This is a genomic window from Microbacterium sp. GXF0217 (assembly GCF_054798195.1).
Window position 1 is genome coordinate 133,296 of sequence record NZ_JBSJZG010000002.1, and the last position, 13,677, is coordinate 146,972.

Sequence of the window (13,677 nt, forward strand, 5' to 3'; positions counted from 1 at the left end):
GCATGCACATCGTCCTGTTCGGCGATCAGCACCTCGACTCGCTCGGCGGGGCTCAGGTGTCGATGCGGTTGCAGCGACGGTTCCTGGAGCGCGCCGGCCACACCGTCACGGTCGTGGCGCCGCAGATGCACATCTCCCGGCCCTCACCGTCCTGGTCGAGGGCCGAACCTGACCCGTCCTATCTCGACACCCCATCCATGCCCATCACGCTCGACCGCGAGTATTCGATGAGCTGGCCGGGGAAGCGGGTCGATCGCTTCCTCGATCGCGCGTTCGCCTCGCGGTCCCGCGTCGATCTCGTGCACGTGCAGGCCGACTTCTGGGGTGCGTTCATCGGCCACCGCTTCGCGCATCGCCACGGCATCCCCGTCGTGCACACTATGCACAACAGGGTGGATGTCGGGCTCGCAGCCGTGACGCCGCTGCATCGCCCGGTGCTCGCCGTGCTCAACGCCTGGCGTCGCGTGGCGATGCGGGGAATCGGGATCCCGATCTCCGGCAGCGACGGCTGGGCGTACCTGCGCGGCATCGCGCAGGAGTCCGGTGCGGTCACCGCGCCATCAGGTCACTTCGCGCGCCGACTCGAGCAGCACGCGGTGTTCGACGCCGTGGATGTGGTGTGGAACGGCATCGACGACGAGCTGCTCGATCGCGCCCTCGCGACGCGCGACGCGCGGGAACCGGGACGCCCGCGGTTCGTCTGGCTCGGACGCATGAGCCCGGAGAAGCGCCTGCTGCCGTTGCTGGAAGCGGTCGTCGCGTCCGGCGTCGACGCCGACATCGAGATCATCGGCGGCGGCGGACAGCTGCGCGCGGCTGAGCGGATCGCGCGCGGTCACGACGGCATCCGGTTCGCCGGACGGCTGCCGTATGCGCAGACGCTCGAGCGCATCGCCGCGGCGGATGCCGTGGTGCAGACCTCGATCGGCTTCGAGACGCAGGGTATGACCCCGTTCGAGGCGGCAGCGCTCGGCACGCCGACGATCGTGTGCGATCCGGACATCGGTGCGGAACTGCGCGGCGGACAGTGGCCGGTGCCGGCCTCCGACGCCGCGGAACCCGAGCGCATCGCAGCGTTGGCCGAGACGCTGCGGGGCGCGGCATCCGACATCGCCGGCGGTACGGCCCCGGTTCCGGATGCCGAGGTCGCCGAGGCGTTCCGGCAGTCGTCGCGCACCGCCGCGATGATCGCGGTCTACGAGCGGGTGCTCGGGTCCTGACGCGGACCGAGCGGATACGCTTGCCCCGTGACCAGCCCCGCACCGTCCACCGACCGACTGCTCTCGCCGAGCCTGCGCGTGCTGCTGTCGCTGGCCGCGGCCGTGGTCGTGATCGCCGGGCTCTCGTTCGCTCGGGAGATCGTCGGCCCGATCGCGCTCGCGATCGTCATCGTCGTCATCTGCGAGCCTCTCCGCAGCCCCCTCGAACGTCGGGGCTGGCCGAGCTGGGCCGGGTCGGCGGCTGTGATCGCGGTCGCCTATGTCGTCCTCGGCGTCATGGGGCTCCTGCTGTGGTTCGCCGGCAACCAGTTCGCGCGTCTCGTCGTCGACCTCGCAGCCGACGGCGGGCTGTCGCAGCGACTCGACGAGACGGTCGGCTGGCTCGAATCGATCGGCATCGCCGGCGAGGCGGCGGATGCCGCGGCATCCGCTCTGGATCCGGCGACGCTGCTGAGCGTGGTGTCGAGCATCGGCGGGACCGTGCTGGCGGTGGCGACCGCGCTGTTCTTCGTGTTCGCGTACATCATCTTCATGGCGATCGATGCGTCCAGGTACCGCCAGGCCGGCGTGGTCTTCCAGGCCACGCACGGCGCGGTGATCACCCGCATCACGCACCTGAACAGCGGCATCCGCCGGTACTACATCGTCAACGCATCCTTCGGCGCGATCGTCGCGGTGATCGACGGTCTGGCGCTGTGGGCGATGAACGTGCCGGGGGCGGTCGTCTGGGCGGTGCTGGCGTTCGTGACGAACTTCATCCCGAACATCGGCTTCGTCCTGGGGGTCATCCCGCCGGCGATCCTGGCGTTCTTCGTCGGCGACTGGCCGCTGCTGCTGGGCGTCCTGATCGTCTACAGCGTCGTCAACGTGGTGCTGCAGGTGCTGGTGCAGCCGAAGTTCGTCAGCGATGCCGTCGACCTCAGCCTCACGCTGAGCTTCGTCTCGGTGGTGTTCTGGACGTTCGTGATCGGCCCGCTCGGTGCGATCCTGTCGATCCCGCTGACGCTGCTCGTGCGGACGCTGGTGCTCGAGGGCAACCCGGACGCGCTGCTGATGCGCTGGGCGTCCGGCGACCGTTCCGCGGTGCCGCCGGAACCCGAACCGGAACCCGAACCCGAGCCGGTGCGCCGTCGACGGCCCTGGCCGTGGGCGCGGTGAGAGCGCGGCTCAGAAGAAGCCGATGAACGCCCGGCCGATCGCGTTGATGAGGATGCTGCCGAGCGCCCCGACGATGACGGCGATTCCGATGCCGACCGCGATGCCTGCCCGGCCGTGCGGGGCGGAGGGTCGACGAAGGCCGGCGATGCCGAAGCCGAGGGCGAGACCCGCGACGGCGAGCACGAGCAGCGTGCCGAGCCAGTTCGCGACCTCGATCATCGCGTAGCCGTTGCCGTAGTAGCTGTAGATCAGCACGGTGTTGGCCAGGGTCGAGATCAGTCCGAGGCCGACGGCGACGAGTCCGAAGATGAACCCGAGGCGCCCTGGCGGGTTGGCGTGGCCGGTTCCGGGCTGAGCGGGATACCCCGCCTGCACCGAACTCGCGTTGAGCTGGTAGCCCTGCGGCTGCGCGTGCTGGCCGGCCGGGTACGTGGGCTGCGCGGCGAACGGTCCTGATGCCGGCTGCTGCGGCTGCGCATACGGCGGGACCTGCGGCTGCTGCGGCTGGTGGGGGTCGCTCATGACGCCGAGCATAGTCGTCGGTCGGATTCTCAGCGATAGGTGGTCGATGACTCGGCACGGCGGAGCGCGTCGTTGTCGCGACCGGCGATGCGGTCCCAGTCGGTCGCGCGGCGGCGGTATCCGTCGCGGCGCACGTCGATGATCGTCCAGGCGATACCCCAGACGGAGAGGGCGATGAGGAGGAAGACGATGATCATGGCAGAAACGCTACGCTCGCGCGATTCGCGCCACGAGTGGCAGAATGGACATGACTCGCGTGAAAACTGCCATGATGGGCGGAGAAAGAAGGAGTGCGCATGAAGACCGTTGCCTGCATCGTCCAGGACGGATTCGCGCCGTTCGAGTTCGGCGTCGCGTGCGAGGCGTTCGGCCTCGATCGATCCGACGACGGCGTCCCGAACTTCGACTTCCGCGTCGTGGCGCCGCACCCCGGGGCGATCGGATCCAAGCTGGGCTTCTCGATCAATGTCGACGACGACCTCGCGTTCGCCCACGAAGCCGACCTCGTCGTGGTGTGCCCGCTGCCGCGCGAGCGCTGGGGCGACATCGACCCGCTGGTCCTCGACGCCGTGCGCGCAGCGCATGAGCGCGGCGCGTGGGTGCTGAGCGTGTGCAGCGGATCGTTCATCCTCGCGGCATCCGGGATCCTGGACGGGAAGCGGGCGACGACGCACTGGATGTACGCCGATGTCATGGCCGAGATGTATCCGCAGATCGACGTCGACCCCGACGTGCTGTTCGTGCAGGACGACAGGATCATCACCAGCGCTGGTACCGCCGCCGGACTGGACGCCTGTCTGCACCTGCTCCGCCAGGAGATCGGCGCAGAGCTCACGAACCGGGTCGCGCGGCGCATGGTCGTACCGCCGCAGCGCGACGGAGGTCAGGCGCAGTTCATCGACCGTCCGCTGCCGCTCGTGCAGAGCGACTCGCTCGCGCTCGTCACCGACTGGGCGATCGAGAACCTGCGCGAGGATCTCTCGGTCGAGCAGCTCGCGCACCGCGCGCACATGTCACCGCGGACCTTCGCGCGCCGGTTCAAGGCCGAGCACGGCGCGACGCCGGCGGCCTGGCTCGCCCGGCAGCGCATCATCCACGCGCAGCGGATGCTGGAGCGCACCGACCTCGGCCTCGACCGCATTGCGGCGGAATGCGGCTTCGGGTCCGCCGCCGTGCTGCGGCAGAACTTCGCCAGGGTGCTGGGAACCACGCCGACCGCCTACCGCGCCACGTTCTCGTGCACGCGGGACGAGTCCGCGGCCTGATCGGAGCTCAGGCGGCGGACCAGTGGCCGGGGGACGGGAGCGCCTCGTCGTGGACCTCGACCCCGGCATCCGACACGGTTGCCGTGCAGAACAGCAGGGACTGCGTCGGATAGCCGTGCGGGCGGTTGTCGCGGATGATCGCACGGTCGTCCTCCGCGGAGAGCTCGGCCGTCTCGGCGAGCAGCGCCACCCAGGCATCCGATTCCGTGGCGCGGAATCGCGGCAGCCAGGCGGCGATGCGCGCGGTCGCCGGGTCATCGAGGTCGTCGTGGGCGATCATGTGCACGCCGGGGGTGATCGGCGTCTCGCGCAGCGTGCGTCCGTCCCAGGAGATGACGCGCGCGGCATCCGGCGTCGCCTCGAGCAGATTGAAGCCGTGCATCCGCGGGATGCCGGCTGGTGAGCGCCCCATGACCGACTCGAGTGCGAGCGACCCCCGGGACGCGGCGTCCGGGAGGTCGAGGACATCGGCGCGATTGAGCAGCACGGCGAGTCGGTGCTCAGCGGGATTCGCCGCGAGCCAGGCCCCACCGGCACGGCGGTCGCGGATGCCGACGACGCCAGGGTAGTCGGACGGCCACCATGCGCCGATGTGATCCCACGCGCGCTCGGGGTCCTCGTCGCGCACGGCCAGCAGGCGTGAACTTCCGGCATCCGCCACGTCGATCACCACGGTGCACACGTTCGTCAGCCTAGCCGCGCGGACCGGCGCCGCGCCGACGCGCACCACGACCAGCCGTCCGTCGGGGAGAATCGACGCATGAACATCGTGGTCGGCGTGACGGGCGGCATCGCCGCGTACAAGGCGGTGCACCTGGTGCGCCTGCTCATCAAGGCGGGGCACGACGTGACGGTGATCCCTACCGAGGACGCGCTGCGGTTCGTCGGGCTGCCGACCTGGGAGGCCATCAGCCGCAACGAGGTCACGACCAGCGTCCACGACGACGTCGCACGGGTGCGACACGTCGCGCTCGGCCAGGCTGCTGACCTCGTGATCGTGGCGCCCGCCACCGCGAACACGATCGCGAAGATGGCCGCCGGTCTCGCCGACGACCTGCTCGGCACCACGCTTCTCGCCACCACGGCGCCGGTCGCCATCGCTCCGGCCATGCACACCGAGATGTGGCGGCATCCGGCCACGCGGGCCAATATCGCCACCCTCCGCGCGCGCGGCGTGCAGGTCGTGGGTCCCGGCGACGGCGAGCTCACCGGGGGAGACTCCGGCCCAGGTCGGATGCTGGAGCCGGAGGAGATCCTGGATGCCGTCCTCACGCCCACCCGCGATCTGACCGGGCTGCGCGTCGTGATCTCCGCCGGCGGGACGCGCGAGCCCATCGACCCGGTGCGCTTCCTCGGCAACCGCTCCAGCGGTCGACAGGGGGCAGCCCTCGCCGCCGAGGCCGTCGCGCGCGGCGCCGATGTCATCCTCGTCGCGGCCAACATTGCGTCCGACGTGCTCGCCGCAGCGCACGGCGCCACCATTCGCCGGGTCGGCACCGCCGGCGAGCTCGCGATCGCGATGAAGGATGCCGCGGCATCCGCCGATGTCGTGATCATGGCCGCCGCGGTCGCCGATTATCGGCCGGCGCAGGCGGCGGAGTACAAGCTCACCAAGGAGGATGCGATCCTCACCAGGATCGATCTCGTCGAGAACGAGGACGTCGTGGCGGCGCTCGCCGCCACGCGGCCGGTGGGGCAGAGCATCGTCGCGTTCGCCGCTGAGACGCTCACCGATCCGGAGCAGCGCCGCGCACGGGCGCGCCGCAAGCGCGAGCGCAAGGGCGTGGACATGCTCGTCGTGAACCTCGCCGATGCCGAGCACGGGTTCGAGACGGCCGAGAACAGCGTCGAGATCATCGGCGAGGGCGGTGCGGTGGTCGGCGAGGCATCCGGATCCAAGCGCGAGGTCGCCGCGGCGATCTGGGATCGGGTTCTCGCCGTTCGCGTCTGACGCCTGTTCTTGTCGGCCCCGCGGATCGGGCAGAATCACAGCATGACCCAGACCACTAGGAAGCGGAGGGACGTCTTCGACGTCATCGCCGTGTTCGTGCTGTCGATCACTGCCGTCCTGACCGCCTGGTGCGGCTTCGAGTCCTCCAAGTGGGGCGGCGACATGTCGATCGCCTTCAGTGAGGCATCCGGCGCGCGCATCAACTCCGGGGTGGCCGAGGGCGAGGCGCGGGACGCGCGCCAGTACGACCTCACCATCTGGACGGAGTGGGTGCTCGCGGATCGGGCTCAGGATGCCGAGCTCACCGCGTTCATCGAAGAGCGGTTCAGCCCGGAGTTCGCCGTCGCCTTCGATGCCTGGGAGGCGGGCGGCAGGGTCGAACGCGGCCCGTTCGTCATGAACGAATACGTGCCGCCGGGCAGCACAGAGGCGGCCGAGCTGACCGAACGCGCCGACGCCCGCTTCGCCGACGCTCTCGAGAGCAACCAGCGCGGCGACAACTACACCCTGCTGACCGTGCTGTTCGCTCTCGTGCTGTTCCTGACCGCCATGTCGCAGCGCGATCTGACGATGTGGGTGCGGTGGGTGCTTCTCGGGCTGGCCGTGGGCGTCGGCGTGACCGGCGCGGTCATCATGCTGACGTTCCCGATCCTGATCTGACGGACGCTGGCCGGTCCGGCACGATCCTGCTAAACTTGAGTCAACACCACTCAACTTTGATGAAGGAGTCTCCGCAGGAGGAAAGATGACCAACCCGGCACAGGAAGACCAGCAGTCCGCTCTCGAGCAGTTCGGGATCAACCTCACCGACCGCGCCCGTCAGGGCAAGCTCGACCCGGTGATTGGACGCGACAGCGAGATCCGCCGCGTCAGCCAGGTGCTCACCCGTCGCACCAAGAACAACCCGGTGCTCATCGGCGAACCAGGCGTCGGCAAGACGGCGGTCGTGGAAGGCCTCGCGCAGCGCATCGTCGCCGGGGACGTCGCCGAATCGCTGAAGGACAAGGAGCTGGTCACCCTCGACATCTCGGCGCTCGTGGCCGGCGCCATGTACCGCGGGCAGTTCGAGGAGCGGCTGAAGCAGGTCCTCAAGGAGATCACCGAATCCGACGGCAAGGTCATCACGTTCATCGACGAGCTGCACGTGCTCATGGGCGCCGGTGGTGGGGAGGGGTCGGTCGCGGCATCCAACATGCTCAAGCCCATGCTCGCCCGCGGCGAGCTGCGCATGATCGGCGCCACGACGTTGAACGAGTACCGCGAGTTCATCGAGAAGGATGCCGCGCTCGAACGCCGCTTCCAGCAGGTCTACGTCGGCGAGCCGACAGTCGAGGACACCATCGCGATCCTCCGCGGCCTCAAGGGCCGGTACGAGGCGCACCACGGGGTCACGATCTCGGACAGCGCGCTCGTCGCGGCATCCGCTCTCTCGAACCGGTACCTGCCCAGCCGGCAGCTGCCGGACAAGGCGATCGACCTCGTCGACGAGTCGATGTCGCGCCTCAAGATGGAGATCGACTCGTCGCCCGTCGAGATCGACCAGCTCAAGCGCCAGGTCGATCGCCTCAAGCTCGAAGAGCTCGCGCTGAAGAAGGAGAAGGATGCCGCGTCCAAGGAGCGCCTCGGCACCCTCCGCGAGCATCTGGTGGACCTCGAGCGGGAACTGGCCGTCCTTCAGGAGCGCTGGGCGCGCGAGCGGCAGAGCCTGAATCGCGTCGGCGACCTGAAGAAGAAGCTCGATGACGCGATCACGCAGCGCGACCAGGCCATGCGCAACGCCGACTACACCAAGGCGTCCAAGCTCGAGTACGAGACGATCAAGCGGCTGGAGCGCGACATCGCCGAGGCCGAGCAGGCCGAGGCCACGGCGTCGGCCGAGCCGCGCATGGTGAACGAGCAGGTCACCGAGGAGGACATCGCGGCCGTCATCGCGGCGTGGACCGGCATCCCCGTCGGCCGCCTTCTGCAGGGCGAGAGCGAGAAGCTGCTGCACCTCGAGTCCGAACTCGGCAAGCGGCTGATCGGGCAGAAGGATGCCGTGAAGGCGGTATCGGATGCCGTCCGCCGCTCGCGTGCCGGCATCAGCGACCCCGGCCGCCCGACCGGATCGTTCCTGTTCCTCGGCCCGACGGGCGTCGGCAAGACGGAGCTGGCCAAGGCGCTCGCCGAGTTCCTCTTCGACGACGAGCACGCCATGGTGCGCATCGACATGTCGGAGTACGGCGAGAAGCACTCGGTGTCGCGCCTCGTCGGCGCCCCTCCCGGCTACGTCGGCTACGAGCAAGGCGGTCAGCTCACCGAGGCCGTGCGCCGGCGCCCCTACAGCGTCGTGCTGCTGGACGAAGTCGAGAAAGCGCACCCCGAAGTGTTCGACGTGCTGCTGCAGGTGCTCGATGACGGTCGGCTCACCGACGGGCAGGGACGGACGGTCGACTTCTCGAACGTCATCCTGATCCTGACCAGCAACATCGGCTCGCCGATCCTCATCGACCCGACCATCTCGCCCGAGGTCAGACGCGAACAGGTGATGGCGCTGGTGCGGCAGGCGTTCCGGCCGGAGTTCCTCAACCGCCTCGACGACATCGTGATGTTCCAGGCGCTCACCGAGGACGACCTCGCGCAGATCGTCGAGCTCGCGGTCGACCAGCTGCAGGCGCGCCTGCACGAGCGTCGACTGAGCCTTGCGGTCACGCCTGGCGCGCGTTCCTGGTTGGCCGAGCGCGGTTATGACCCGCTGTTCGGCGCGCGGCCGCTGCGCCGTCTCATCCAGTCCGAGGTGCAGAACAAACTGGCGACGGCTCTGCTCTCCGGCGGGGTGCGCGACGGCGACACGGTGCGGGTGGATGTCGCGGCCGACGGATCGGGGCTCGTGCTGACCAGCGCGAGCTGAACGGCCGGACTCAGCGGCCGGTGAAGTCCGGCTTCCGCTTCTGCTGGAACGCCGCGAACCCCTCGCGGTAGTCGGCGGTGTCGCACAGTTCGGCCTGGGTCATGTTCTCGAGCGCGATGCTCTGCCAGAGCGACAGCCGTTCGTCCCTGATCCGGGCGATCAGGCGCTTCGACGCGAGGAAGGCCGCGGTCGCACCGGATGCGGTGCGCACCGCGGCCTCCTTCGTCGCCTGCTCCAGGTCGCCGGCGGGGAGAACCTGCGAGAACAGGCCGGACTCGACCGCCTCGGATCCCGTCATGAGGCGTCCGGTGTAGATGAGATCGAGGGTCTTGTGCGGCCCGAGCCGGTCGAGGAACAGGGCGTGCCCACCGGAATCGAGGGTGGCGCCCAGGGCGGCGAACGGCGAGCCGATCTTCGCGGTGTCGGCGACGTACACGACATCCGTCGCGATGAGCAGGCCGAGGCCGACCCCCAGGCACGCGCCGTGGGCGGCGGCGAACGTCGGCGCGGGGAAAGCAGCCATCCGCTGCAGCAGCGGGGTCACGAGGCCGCCGAGATAGCCGATCACGTCGTCGTCGCGCGGGTCGACGCCCGAGATGTCCCGGCCGGCGCAGAACCCCGGCCCCTCGCCGCGCAGCACCAGGGCGCGGACCCCGGCATCCTCGGCCCGATCGTACGCATCGTCCAGGGCGAGCAGCGCGTCGGGGTCGAGCGCGTTGCGCTTCTCCGGCGCATTCAGCACCACCTCGGCGACGCCGTCGTCGACGGTCAGTTCGATCATGGCTTGCTCCTCACACGTCGTAGTCGACGACCACGCGCGGCGTCGTCGGGTGGGACTGGCAGGTCAGCACGTAGCCGCGCTCGAGCTCGTCCGGCTCGAGGGCGAAGTTCTGCGTCATCCGGACATCGCCCTCGATCAGGCGCGCACGGCATGTTCCGCACACGCCTCCGGCGCACGCGAACGGCACGTCGCCGCGCACACGCAGCGCGGCGTCCAGCAGCGGCTCGTCGGCCGCGATCGGCGACTCGACGGTCGACGACAGTCCGTCGAGCGTGAACTCCAACCGGTACGTCTCATCGTCTGGACGGACCGCGACGGTCCGCCCGCGGTCCGCGCCCGGCTCGTCCGCGTCGGTCGTGAACAACTCGAAGCGGATCTGCTCGTCGCGGACGCCGCGGGCGGCGAGCCTCTCCCGGCACAGGGCCACGAGGTCGAACGGTCCGCACAGGAACCACTCCGTCACGTGGTCTGGCTCGACCAGTCCGTCGAGGATCGCGTCGAGCTTGGCGGCATCGATCCGGCCCGAGAGCAGCGGTGCGGCGCGCTGCTCGCGGGACAGCACGTGGTGCAGGGCGAGTCGGGCGGGATACCGGTCCTTCAGATCCGCGAGGTCCTCGAGGAACATCACATCGCGCGTCGCGCGGTTCGTGTAGATCAGCGAGAACCGGGCGGTCGTCGACGTCGCGAGCACGGAGGAGGCGAGAGCCATCATCGGGGTGATCCCGGATCCTGCGGCGATCCCGACCAGATGCGCATGGTCGAGATCCGGCAGGTGCGACGTGAAGCGGCCCTCCGGACTCATCACCGCGATCCGGATGCCGGGGCGCAGGTGCTCGTGCGCCCACACCGAGAAGAGTCCGCCGAGGTCGCGCTTGATGCCGACGCTGATGGTCCCTGTGCCCGCGGTCCCCGAGCGGGGCCCCACGGCATCCGGCGCACGGCAGATCGAATAGCTGCGCCGCACCTCACGGCCGTCCACCGTCGCGCGCAGTGCGACGTACTGGCCGGGCAGGTAGCGGTACTCCGCACGCAGGTGGGGCGGCACGGCGAATGTCACCTCGATGCTGTCGGCGGTGAGGTCTCGCACTTCGATCACGTCCAGCTCGTGGAACCGCCCGCGTCGGCGCGTCGCGATGGTCATAGCGACTTGAAGTGGTCGAAGGGCTCGAGGCACGCGCGGCACTCGTACAGCGCCTTGCACGCGGTCGATCCGAAACGCGTGAGCTCGCGGGTGTCCAAGGATCCGCACTGGGGGCAGCGCACGCTCAGGGGGACGGCGACGGGGCCGGCCGGACGATCACCGGTCGGCGGGGCGATGCCGTAGTCGAGGAGTTTCTGCCTGCCGGCGTCCGTCATCCAGTCCGTCGTCCAGGCGGGGGAGAGCACGGTACGGACGGCGGCGTCGGTGAATCCGGCATCCGCCAGGGCGCGCAGGACATCATCGCGGATGGCCTCGACGGCCGGGCATCCGCTGTAGGTCGGGGTGATCGTGACGACGACCCGTCGGTCGTCGACCGCGACGCCGCGCAGGATGCCGAGGTCCGCGATCGTCAGCACGGGGATCTCGGGGTCGGCGACGGAGGCCGCCACCGCCCGCGCGTCTCGGACCTCTCGCTCGCTCGGCGAGCGGACCGGCGTCACCATGTCGCCCCCGGATGCTGCCTGGCCAGCACCTGCATCTCGGCGAGGATCCGCCCGAGCTGCGGGAAGTGGATGCCGCGGCGACCGCCTCCGGCCGCGGCCGGTCCGGCCGGAATGTCGAGTGCGGCCTCACTGAGCGTGGCGCCGATCCGCGCGTCGAAGCGCGCGCGCAACGACGACGGCGGGACGGCGATTCCATCGAGGGCGTCGATGAGCGGTTCGTCGTGGAACAGCTCGTCGGCATACGGCCAGACGTCGGCGAGGCCGCGGATCATCCGGCGGCGGGATTCGTCCGTGCCGCCGGCGAGCCGACGCGTCCACTGCTCGGCATGATCACGGTGGTACTCGACCTCCTTCACCGCCTTCGCTGCGACGGCTGCGAGGGCGGCGTCCGAGGAGTGCTGCAGTGCCGAGTACAGCTCGAACAGGTAGACCGAGGCGATGAGCTGGCGGGCGATCGTCCGCGCGAAATCGCCGTTCGGCTGCTCGAACAGCCAGGCCGATCGGAAGTCCGGCTCGTCGCGGAAGTACGCCAGATCGTCCTCGCTCCGTCTGTCGGCGGTGCCCGCGTAGCGCAGCAGCGATCGCGCGTGGCCCAGCAGATCGAGCGCGATGTTGGCCAGCGCGACGTCCTCCTCGAGCTCTGGTGCGCGCGCGATCCACTCGCCGAGCTGCTGGGACAGGATCAGCGCGTCGTCGCCCAGCCACAGGGCGTATTCCGCCGTGGCCGGCGATGCGACGGCATCCGTTCCGGTCAGTTCGGCCGCGAGGGCGAGCTCGTCGACCGTGACGCGACCGTGCGGGAGCGGGCGTGAGGCGGAGGCCGCGCGCTCGGCCGTGTCGCGTTCGACCGCGTCGGGGTCGGGGAAGCGGCGATCTGCGTCCCCTCTGGCGGTCGGGCGCTCGGTGGTCACAGGTGCGGCACCCCCTCGGATGCCGTGTAGTACACGGCATGACGGAAGTTCTTGCCCGCGGGGCTCTCGAAGTACGCGCCCTTCGCGTCGGGATCGCTCGCGGTGATCGCCTCGGCCGGGACCACCCAGATCGAGACCCCCTCGCCGCGCCGGGTGTAGAGGTCGCGGGCGTTGCGAACGGCGAGGTCCGCATCCGGTGCGAGCAGTGAGCCGACGTGCACGTGGCTGAGCCCGCGGTTCGCGCGCACGAACACCTCCCACAGCGGCCAGGTCGAATCGGTCATGCGGCCCCCTCGACGGGCTCGGGGAGCGAGGAAGCGGGCTCGGGGAGCGAAGACGCATGCGTGCGGGCGTATTCGGATGCGGCCTCGCGCACCCAGGCGCCCTCCTCGTGGGCCTCGCGCCTGGCCCTGATCCGCTCGGCGTTCATCGGACCGTTGCCGGAGAGCACCGCGGAGAACTCGTCCCAGTCGATCTCGCCCATCTCGTATTCACCTGTCGCCTCGTCGTAGCGCAGATCCGGGTCGGGAAGCACGATGCCGAGGATCTCGGCCTGCGGCACCAGCATCCCCACGAACCGCCGGCGCAGCTCGTCGTTCGAGAAGCGCTTGATGTTCCACGCCATCGACCGTGCGGAATTGGGCGACTCGTCGTCCGGTGGGCCGAACATGGCCAGGCTCGGCCAGTACCAGCGGTCGACGGCATCCTGAGCCATCTCGCGCTGCGCGGCCGTACCCTGCATCAGGGTCAGCAGGATCTCGAATCCCTGTCGCTGATGGAACGACTCCTCCTTGCAGATGCGCACCATCGCGCGGGCGTACGGACCATAGGATGCCCGGCACAGCGGCACCTGGTTGCAGATCGCGGCTCCGTCGACGAGCCAGCCGATCGCCCCCATGTCCGCCCAGGTCGGCGTCGGGTAGTTGAAGATCGACGAGTACCGTGCGCGCCCGTCGATGAGCTGCTCGGTCATCTCGGTACGGCCGATGCCGAGCGTCTGCGCGGCCGAGTAGAGGTACAGCCCGTGACCGGCCTCGTCCTGCACCTTGGCCATGAGGATCGCCTTGCGCTTCAGGCTCGGCGCGCGCGTGATCCAGTTGCCCTCCGGCTGCATGCCGATGATCTCGGAGTGCGCGTGCTGACTGATCTGGCGGATCAGGGTCTTCCGGTAGTCGTCCGGCATCCAGTCGCGCGGCTCGACGCGGGAATCCGCCGCGATGATCTCATCGAATCGTCGCTGCCCCGCGGACTGGTCGTCCATGTCGACTCCTTCGTCGCGCTTTACTGACCGAGCGTTCATTTATTCTCGCACACGGGTGCGAGGTCGTAAAGCGA

At 69.6% G+C, this 13,677-nt stretch carries 15 protein-coding genes; 6 read left to right on the forward strand and 9 right to left on the reverse strand.

Annotated features, from left to right (window positions below):
* The first annotated feature begins 2 nt into the window (after positions 1-2).
* Together ACWAT3_RS03990 and ACWAT3_RS03995 are read left to right on the forward strand one after the other, a co-directional pair.
* On the forward strand, positions 3-1,220 hold the full coding sequence (locus ACWAT3_RS03990; protein ID WP_460796063.1) for a glycosyltransferase family 4 protein: 1,218 nt from the start codon (positions 3-5) through the stop codon (positions 1,218-1,220).
* Positions 1,221-1,247: 27 nt separating this feature from the next.
* Positions 1,248-2,378 carry an AI-2E family transporter gene (locus tag ACWAT3_RS03995; RefSeq protein ID WP_460796064.1) on the forward strand — a complete coding sequence of 377 codons (1,131 nt, stop codon included), beginning with the start codon at positions 1,248-1,250 and terminating at the stop codon, positions 2,376-2,378.
* Between the two features lie 9 nt (positions 2,379-2,387).
* Here ACWAT3_RS03995 and ACWAT3_RS04000 read toward each other — a convergent pair whose 3' ends face one another.
* On the reverse strand, positions 2,388-2,900 hold the full coding sequence (locus ACWAT3_RS04000; protein ID WP_460796066.1) for a hypothetical protein: 513 nt from the start codon (positions 2,898-2,900) through the stop codon (positions 2,388-2,390).
* Positions 2,901-2,929: 29 nt separating this feature from the next.
* The gene (locus ACWAT3_RS04005; RefSeq protein ID WP_460796067.1) at positions 2,930-3,097 is read right to left on the reverse strand and encodes a hypothetical protein; all 168 of its coding nucleotides are present in this window, start codon (positions 3,095-3,097) and stop codon (positions 2,930-2,932) included.
* A gap of 99 nt (positions 3,098-3,196) precedes the next feature.
* Here ACWAT3_RS04005 and ACWAT3_RS04010 point away from each other — a divergent pair, with 99 nt between their 5' ends.
* A complete protein-coding gene (locus tag ACWAT3_RS04010) occupies positions 3,197-4,165 on the forward strand; it encodes a GlxA family transcriptional regulator (protein ID WP_460796069.1) in 969 nt (322 codons plus the stop codon).
* A 7-nt stretch (positions 4,166-4,172) separates the two neighbouring features.
* Here the strand turns inward: ACWAT3_RS04010 and ACWAT3_RS04015 are convergent, their stop codons facing one another.
* On the reverse strand, positions 4,173-4,847 hold the full coding sequence (locus tag ACWAT3_RS04015; protein WP_460796071.1) for an NRDE family protein: 675 nt from the start codon (positions 4,845-4,847) through the stop codon (positions 4,173-4,175).
* 78 nt (positions 4,848-4,925) lie between these two features.
* Between ACWAT3_RS04015 and coaBC the strand changes: the two genes are divergently transcribed.
* From coaBC to ACWAT3_RS04030, 3 genes are all read left to right on the forward strand, one after another.
* Positions 4,926-6,116, forward strand: a complete 1,191-nt coding sequence (gene coaBC, locus ACWAT3_RS04020; RefSeq protein ID WP_460796073.1) for a bifunctional phosphopantothenoylcysteine decarboxylase/phosphopantothenate--cysteine ligase CoaBC — start codon at positions 4,926-4,928, stop codon at positions 6,114-6,116.
* Between the two features lie 42 nt (positions 6,117-6,158).
* Positions 6,159-6,776: a hypothetical protein gene (locus tag ACWAT3_RS04025; protein ID WP_460796074.1), complete on the forward strand. Its 618-nt coding sequence runs from the start codon at positions 6,159-6,161 to the stop codon at positions 6,774-6,776.
* A gap of 85 nt (positions 6,777-6,861) precedes the next feature.
* Positions 6,862-9,006, forward strand: a complete 2,145-nt coding sequence (locus ACWAT3_RS04030; RefSeq protein ID WP_460796076.1) for an ATP-dependent Clp protease ATP-binding subunit — start codon at positions 6,862-6,864, stop codon at positions 9,004-9,006.
* Positions 9,007-9,016: 10 nt separating this feature from the next.
* Here the strand turns inward: ACWAT3_RS04030 and ACWAT3_RS04035 are convergent, their stop codons facing one another.
* From ACWAT3_RS04035 to paaA, 6 genes are read right to left on the reverse strand one after another with little or no spacing between them, the layout of a single operon-like run.
* Entirely contained in the window at positions 9,017-9,787 is a 771-nt protein-coding gene (locus ACWAT3_RS04035; RefSeq protein WP_460796077.1) for an enoyl-CoA hydratase/isomerase family protein, read from the reverse strand.
* Positions 9,788-9,797: 10 nt separating this feature from the next.
* Entirely contained in the window at positions 9,798-10,928 is a 1,131-nt protein-coding gene (paaE, locus tag ACWAT3_RS04040; RefSeq protein WP_460796078.1) for a 1,2-phenylacetyl-CoA epoxidase subunit PaaE, read from the reverse strand.
* Positions 10,925-11,431 (reverse strand): 1,2-phenylacetyl-CoA epoxidase subunit PaaD, encoded by a 507-nt coding sequence (paaD, locus tag ACWAT3_RS04045; protein ID WP_460796080.1) that lies wholly within the window; start codon positions 11,429-11,431, stop codon positions 10,925-10,927. The genes paaE and paaD overlap by 4 nt, the downstream gene beginning before the upstream one ends.
* On the reverse strand, positions 11,425-12,342 hold the full coding sequence (gene paaC / locus ACWAT3_RS04050; protein ID WP_460796082.1) for a 1,2-phenylacetyl-CoA epoxidase subunit PaaC: 918 nt from the start codon (positions 12,340-12,342) through the stop codon (positions 11,425-11,427). Before paaC ends, paaD begins: the two co-directional genes overlap by 7 nt.
* On the reverse strand, positions 12,339-12,626 hold the full coding sequence (gene paaB, locus ACWAT3_RS04055; protein WP_460796084.1) for a 1,2-phenylacetyl-CoA epoxidase subunit PaaB: 288 nt from the start codon (positions 12,624-12,626) through the stop codon (positions 12,339-12,341). The genes paaC and paaB overlap by 4 nt, the downstream gene beginning before the upstream one ends.
* Positions 12,623-13,603: a 1,2-phenylacetyl-CoA epoxidase subunit PaaA gene (gene paaA, locus ACWAT3_RS04060; RefSeq protein WP_460796086.1), complete on the reverse strand. Its 981-nt coding sequence runs from the start codon at positions 13,601-13,603 to the stop codon at positions 12,623-12,625. The genes paaB and paaA overlap by 4 nt, the downstream gene beginning before the upstream one ends.
* Positions 13,604-13,677: the final 74 nt, after the last annotated feature.

Coding starts and splice junctions, on each gene's coding strand:
- ACWAT3_RS04025 (WP_460796074.1), top strand. CDS start 6,159: ATGACCCAGACCACTAGGAAGCGGAGGGACGTCTTCGACGTCATCGCC.
- ACWAT3_RS04030 (WP_460796076.1), top strand. CDS start 6,862: ATGACCAACCCGGCACAGGAAGACCAGCAGTCCGCTCTCGAGCAGTTC.
- ACWAT3_RS04000 (WP_460796066.1), bottom strand. CDS start 2,900: ATGAGCGACCCCCACCAGCCGCAGCAGCCGCAGGTCCCGCCGTATGCG.
- paaE (WP_460796078.1), bottom strand. CDS start 10,928: ATGACCATCGCGACGCGCCGACGCGGGCGGTTCCACGAGCTGGACGTG.
- paaB (WP_460796084.1), bottom strand. CDS start 12,626: ATGACCGATTCGACCTGGCCGCTGTGGGAGGTGTTCGTGCGCGCGAAC.
- paaD (WP_460796080.1), bottom strand. CDS start 11,431: ATGGTGACGCCGGTCCGCTCGCCGAGCGAGCGAGAGGTCCGAGACGCG.
- ACWAT3_RS04035 (WP_460796077.1), bottom strand. CDS start 9,787: ATGATCGAACTGACCGTCGACGACGGCGTCGCCGAGGTGGTGCTGAAT.
- ACWAT3_RS03990 (WP_460796063.1), top strand. CDS start 3: ATGCACATCGTCCTGTTCGGCGATCAGCACCTCGACTCGCTCGGCGGG.
- coaBC (WP_460796073.1), top strand. CDS start 4,926: ATGAACATCGTGGTCGGCGTGACGGGCGGCATCGCCGCGTACAAGGCG.
- ACWAT3_RS04010 (WP_460796069.1), top strand. CDS start 3,197: ATGAAGACCGTTGCCTGCATCGTCCAGGACGGATTCGCGCCGTTCGAG.
- paaA (WP_460796086.1), bottom strand. CDS start 13,603: ATGGACGACCAGTCCGCGGGGCAGCGACGATTCGATGAGATCATCGCG.
- ACWAT3_RS04005 (WP_460796067.1), bottom strand. CDS start 3,097: ATGATCATCGTCTTCCTCCTCATCGCCCTCTCCGTCTGGGGTATCGCC.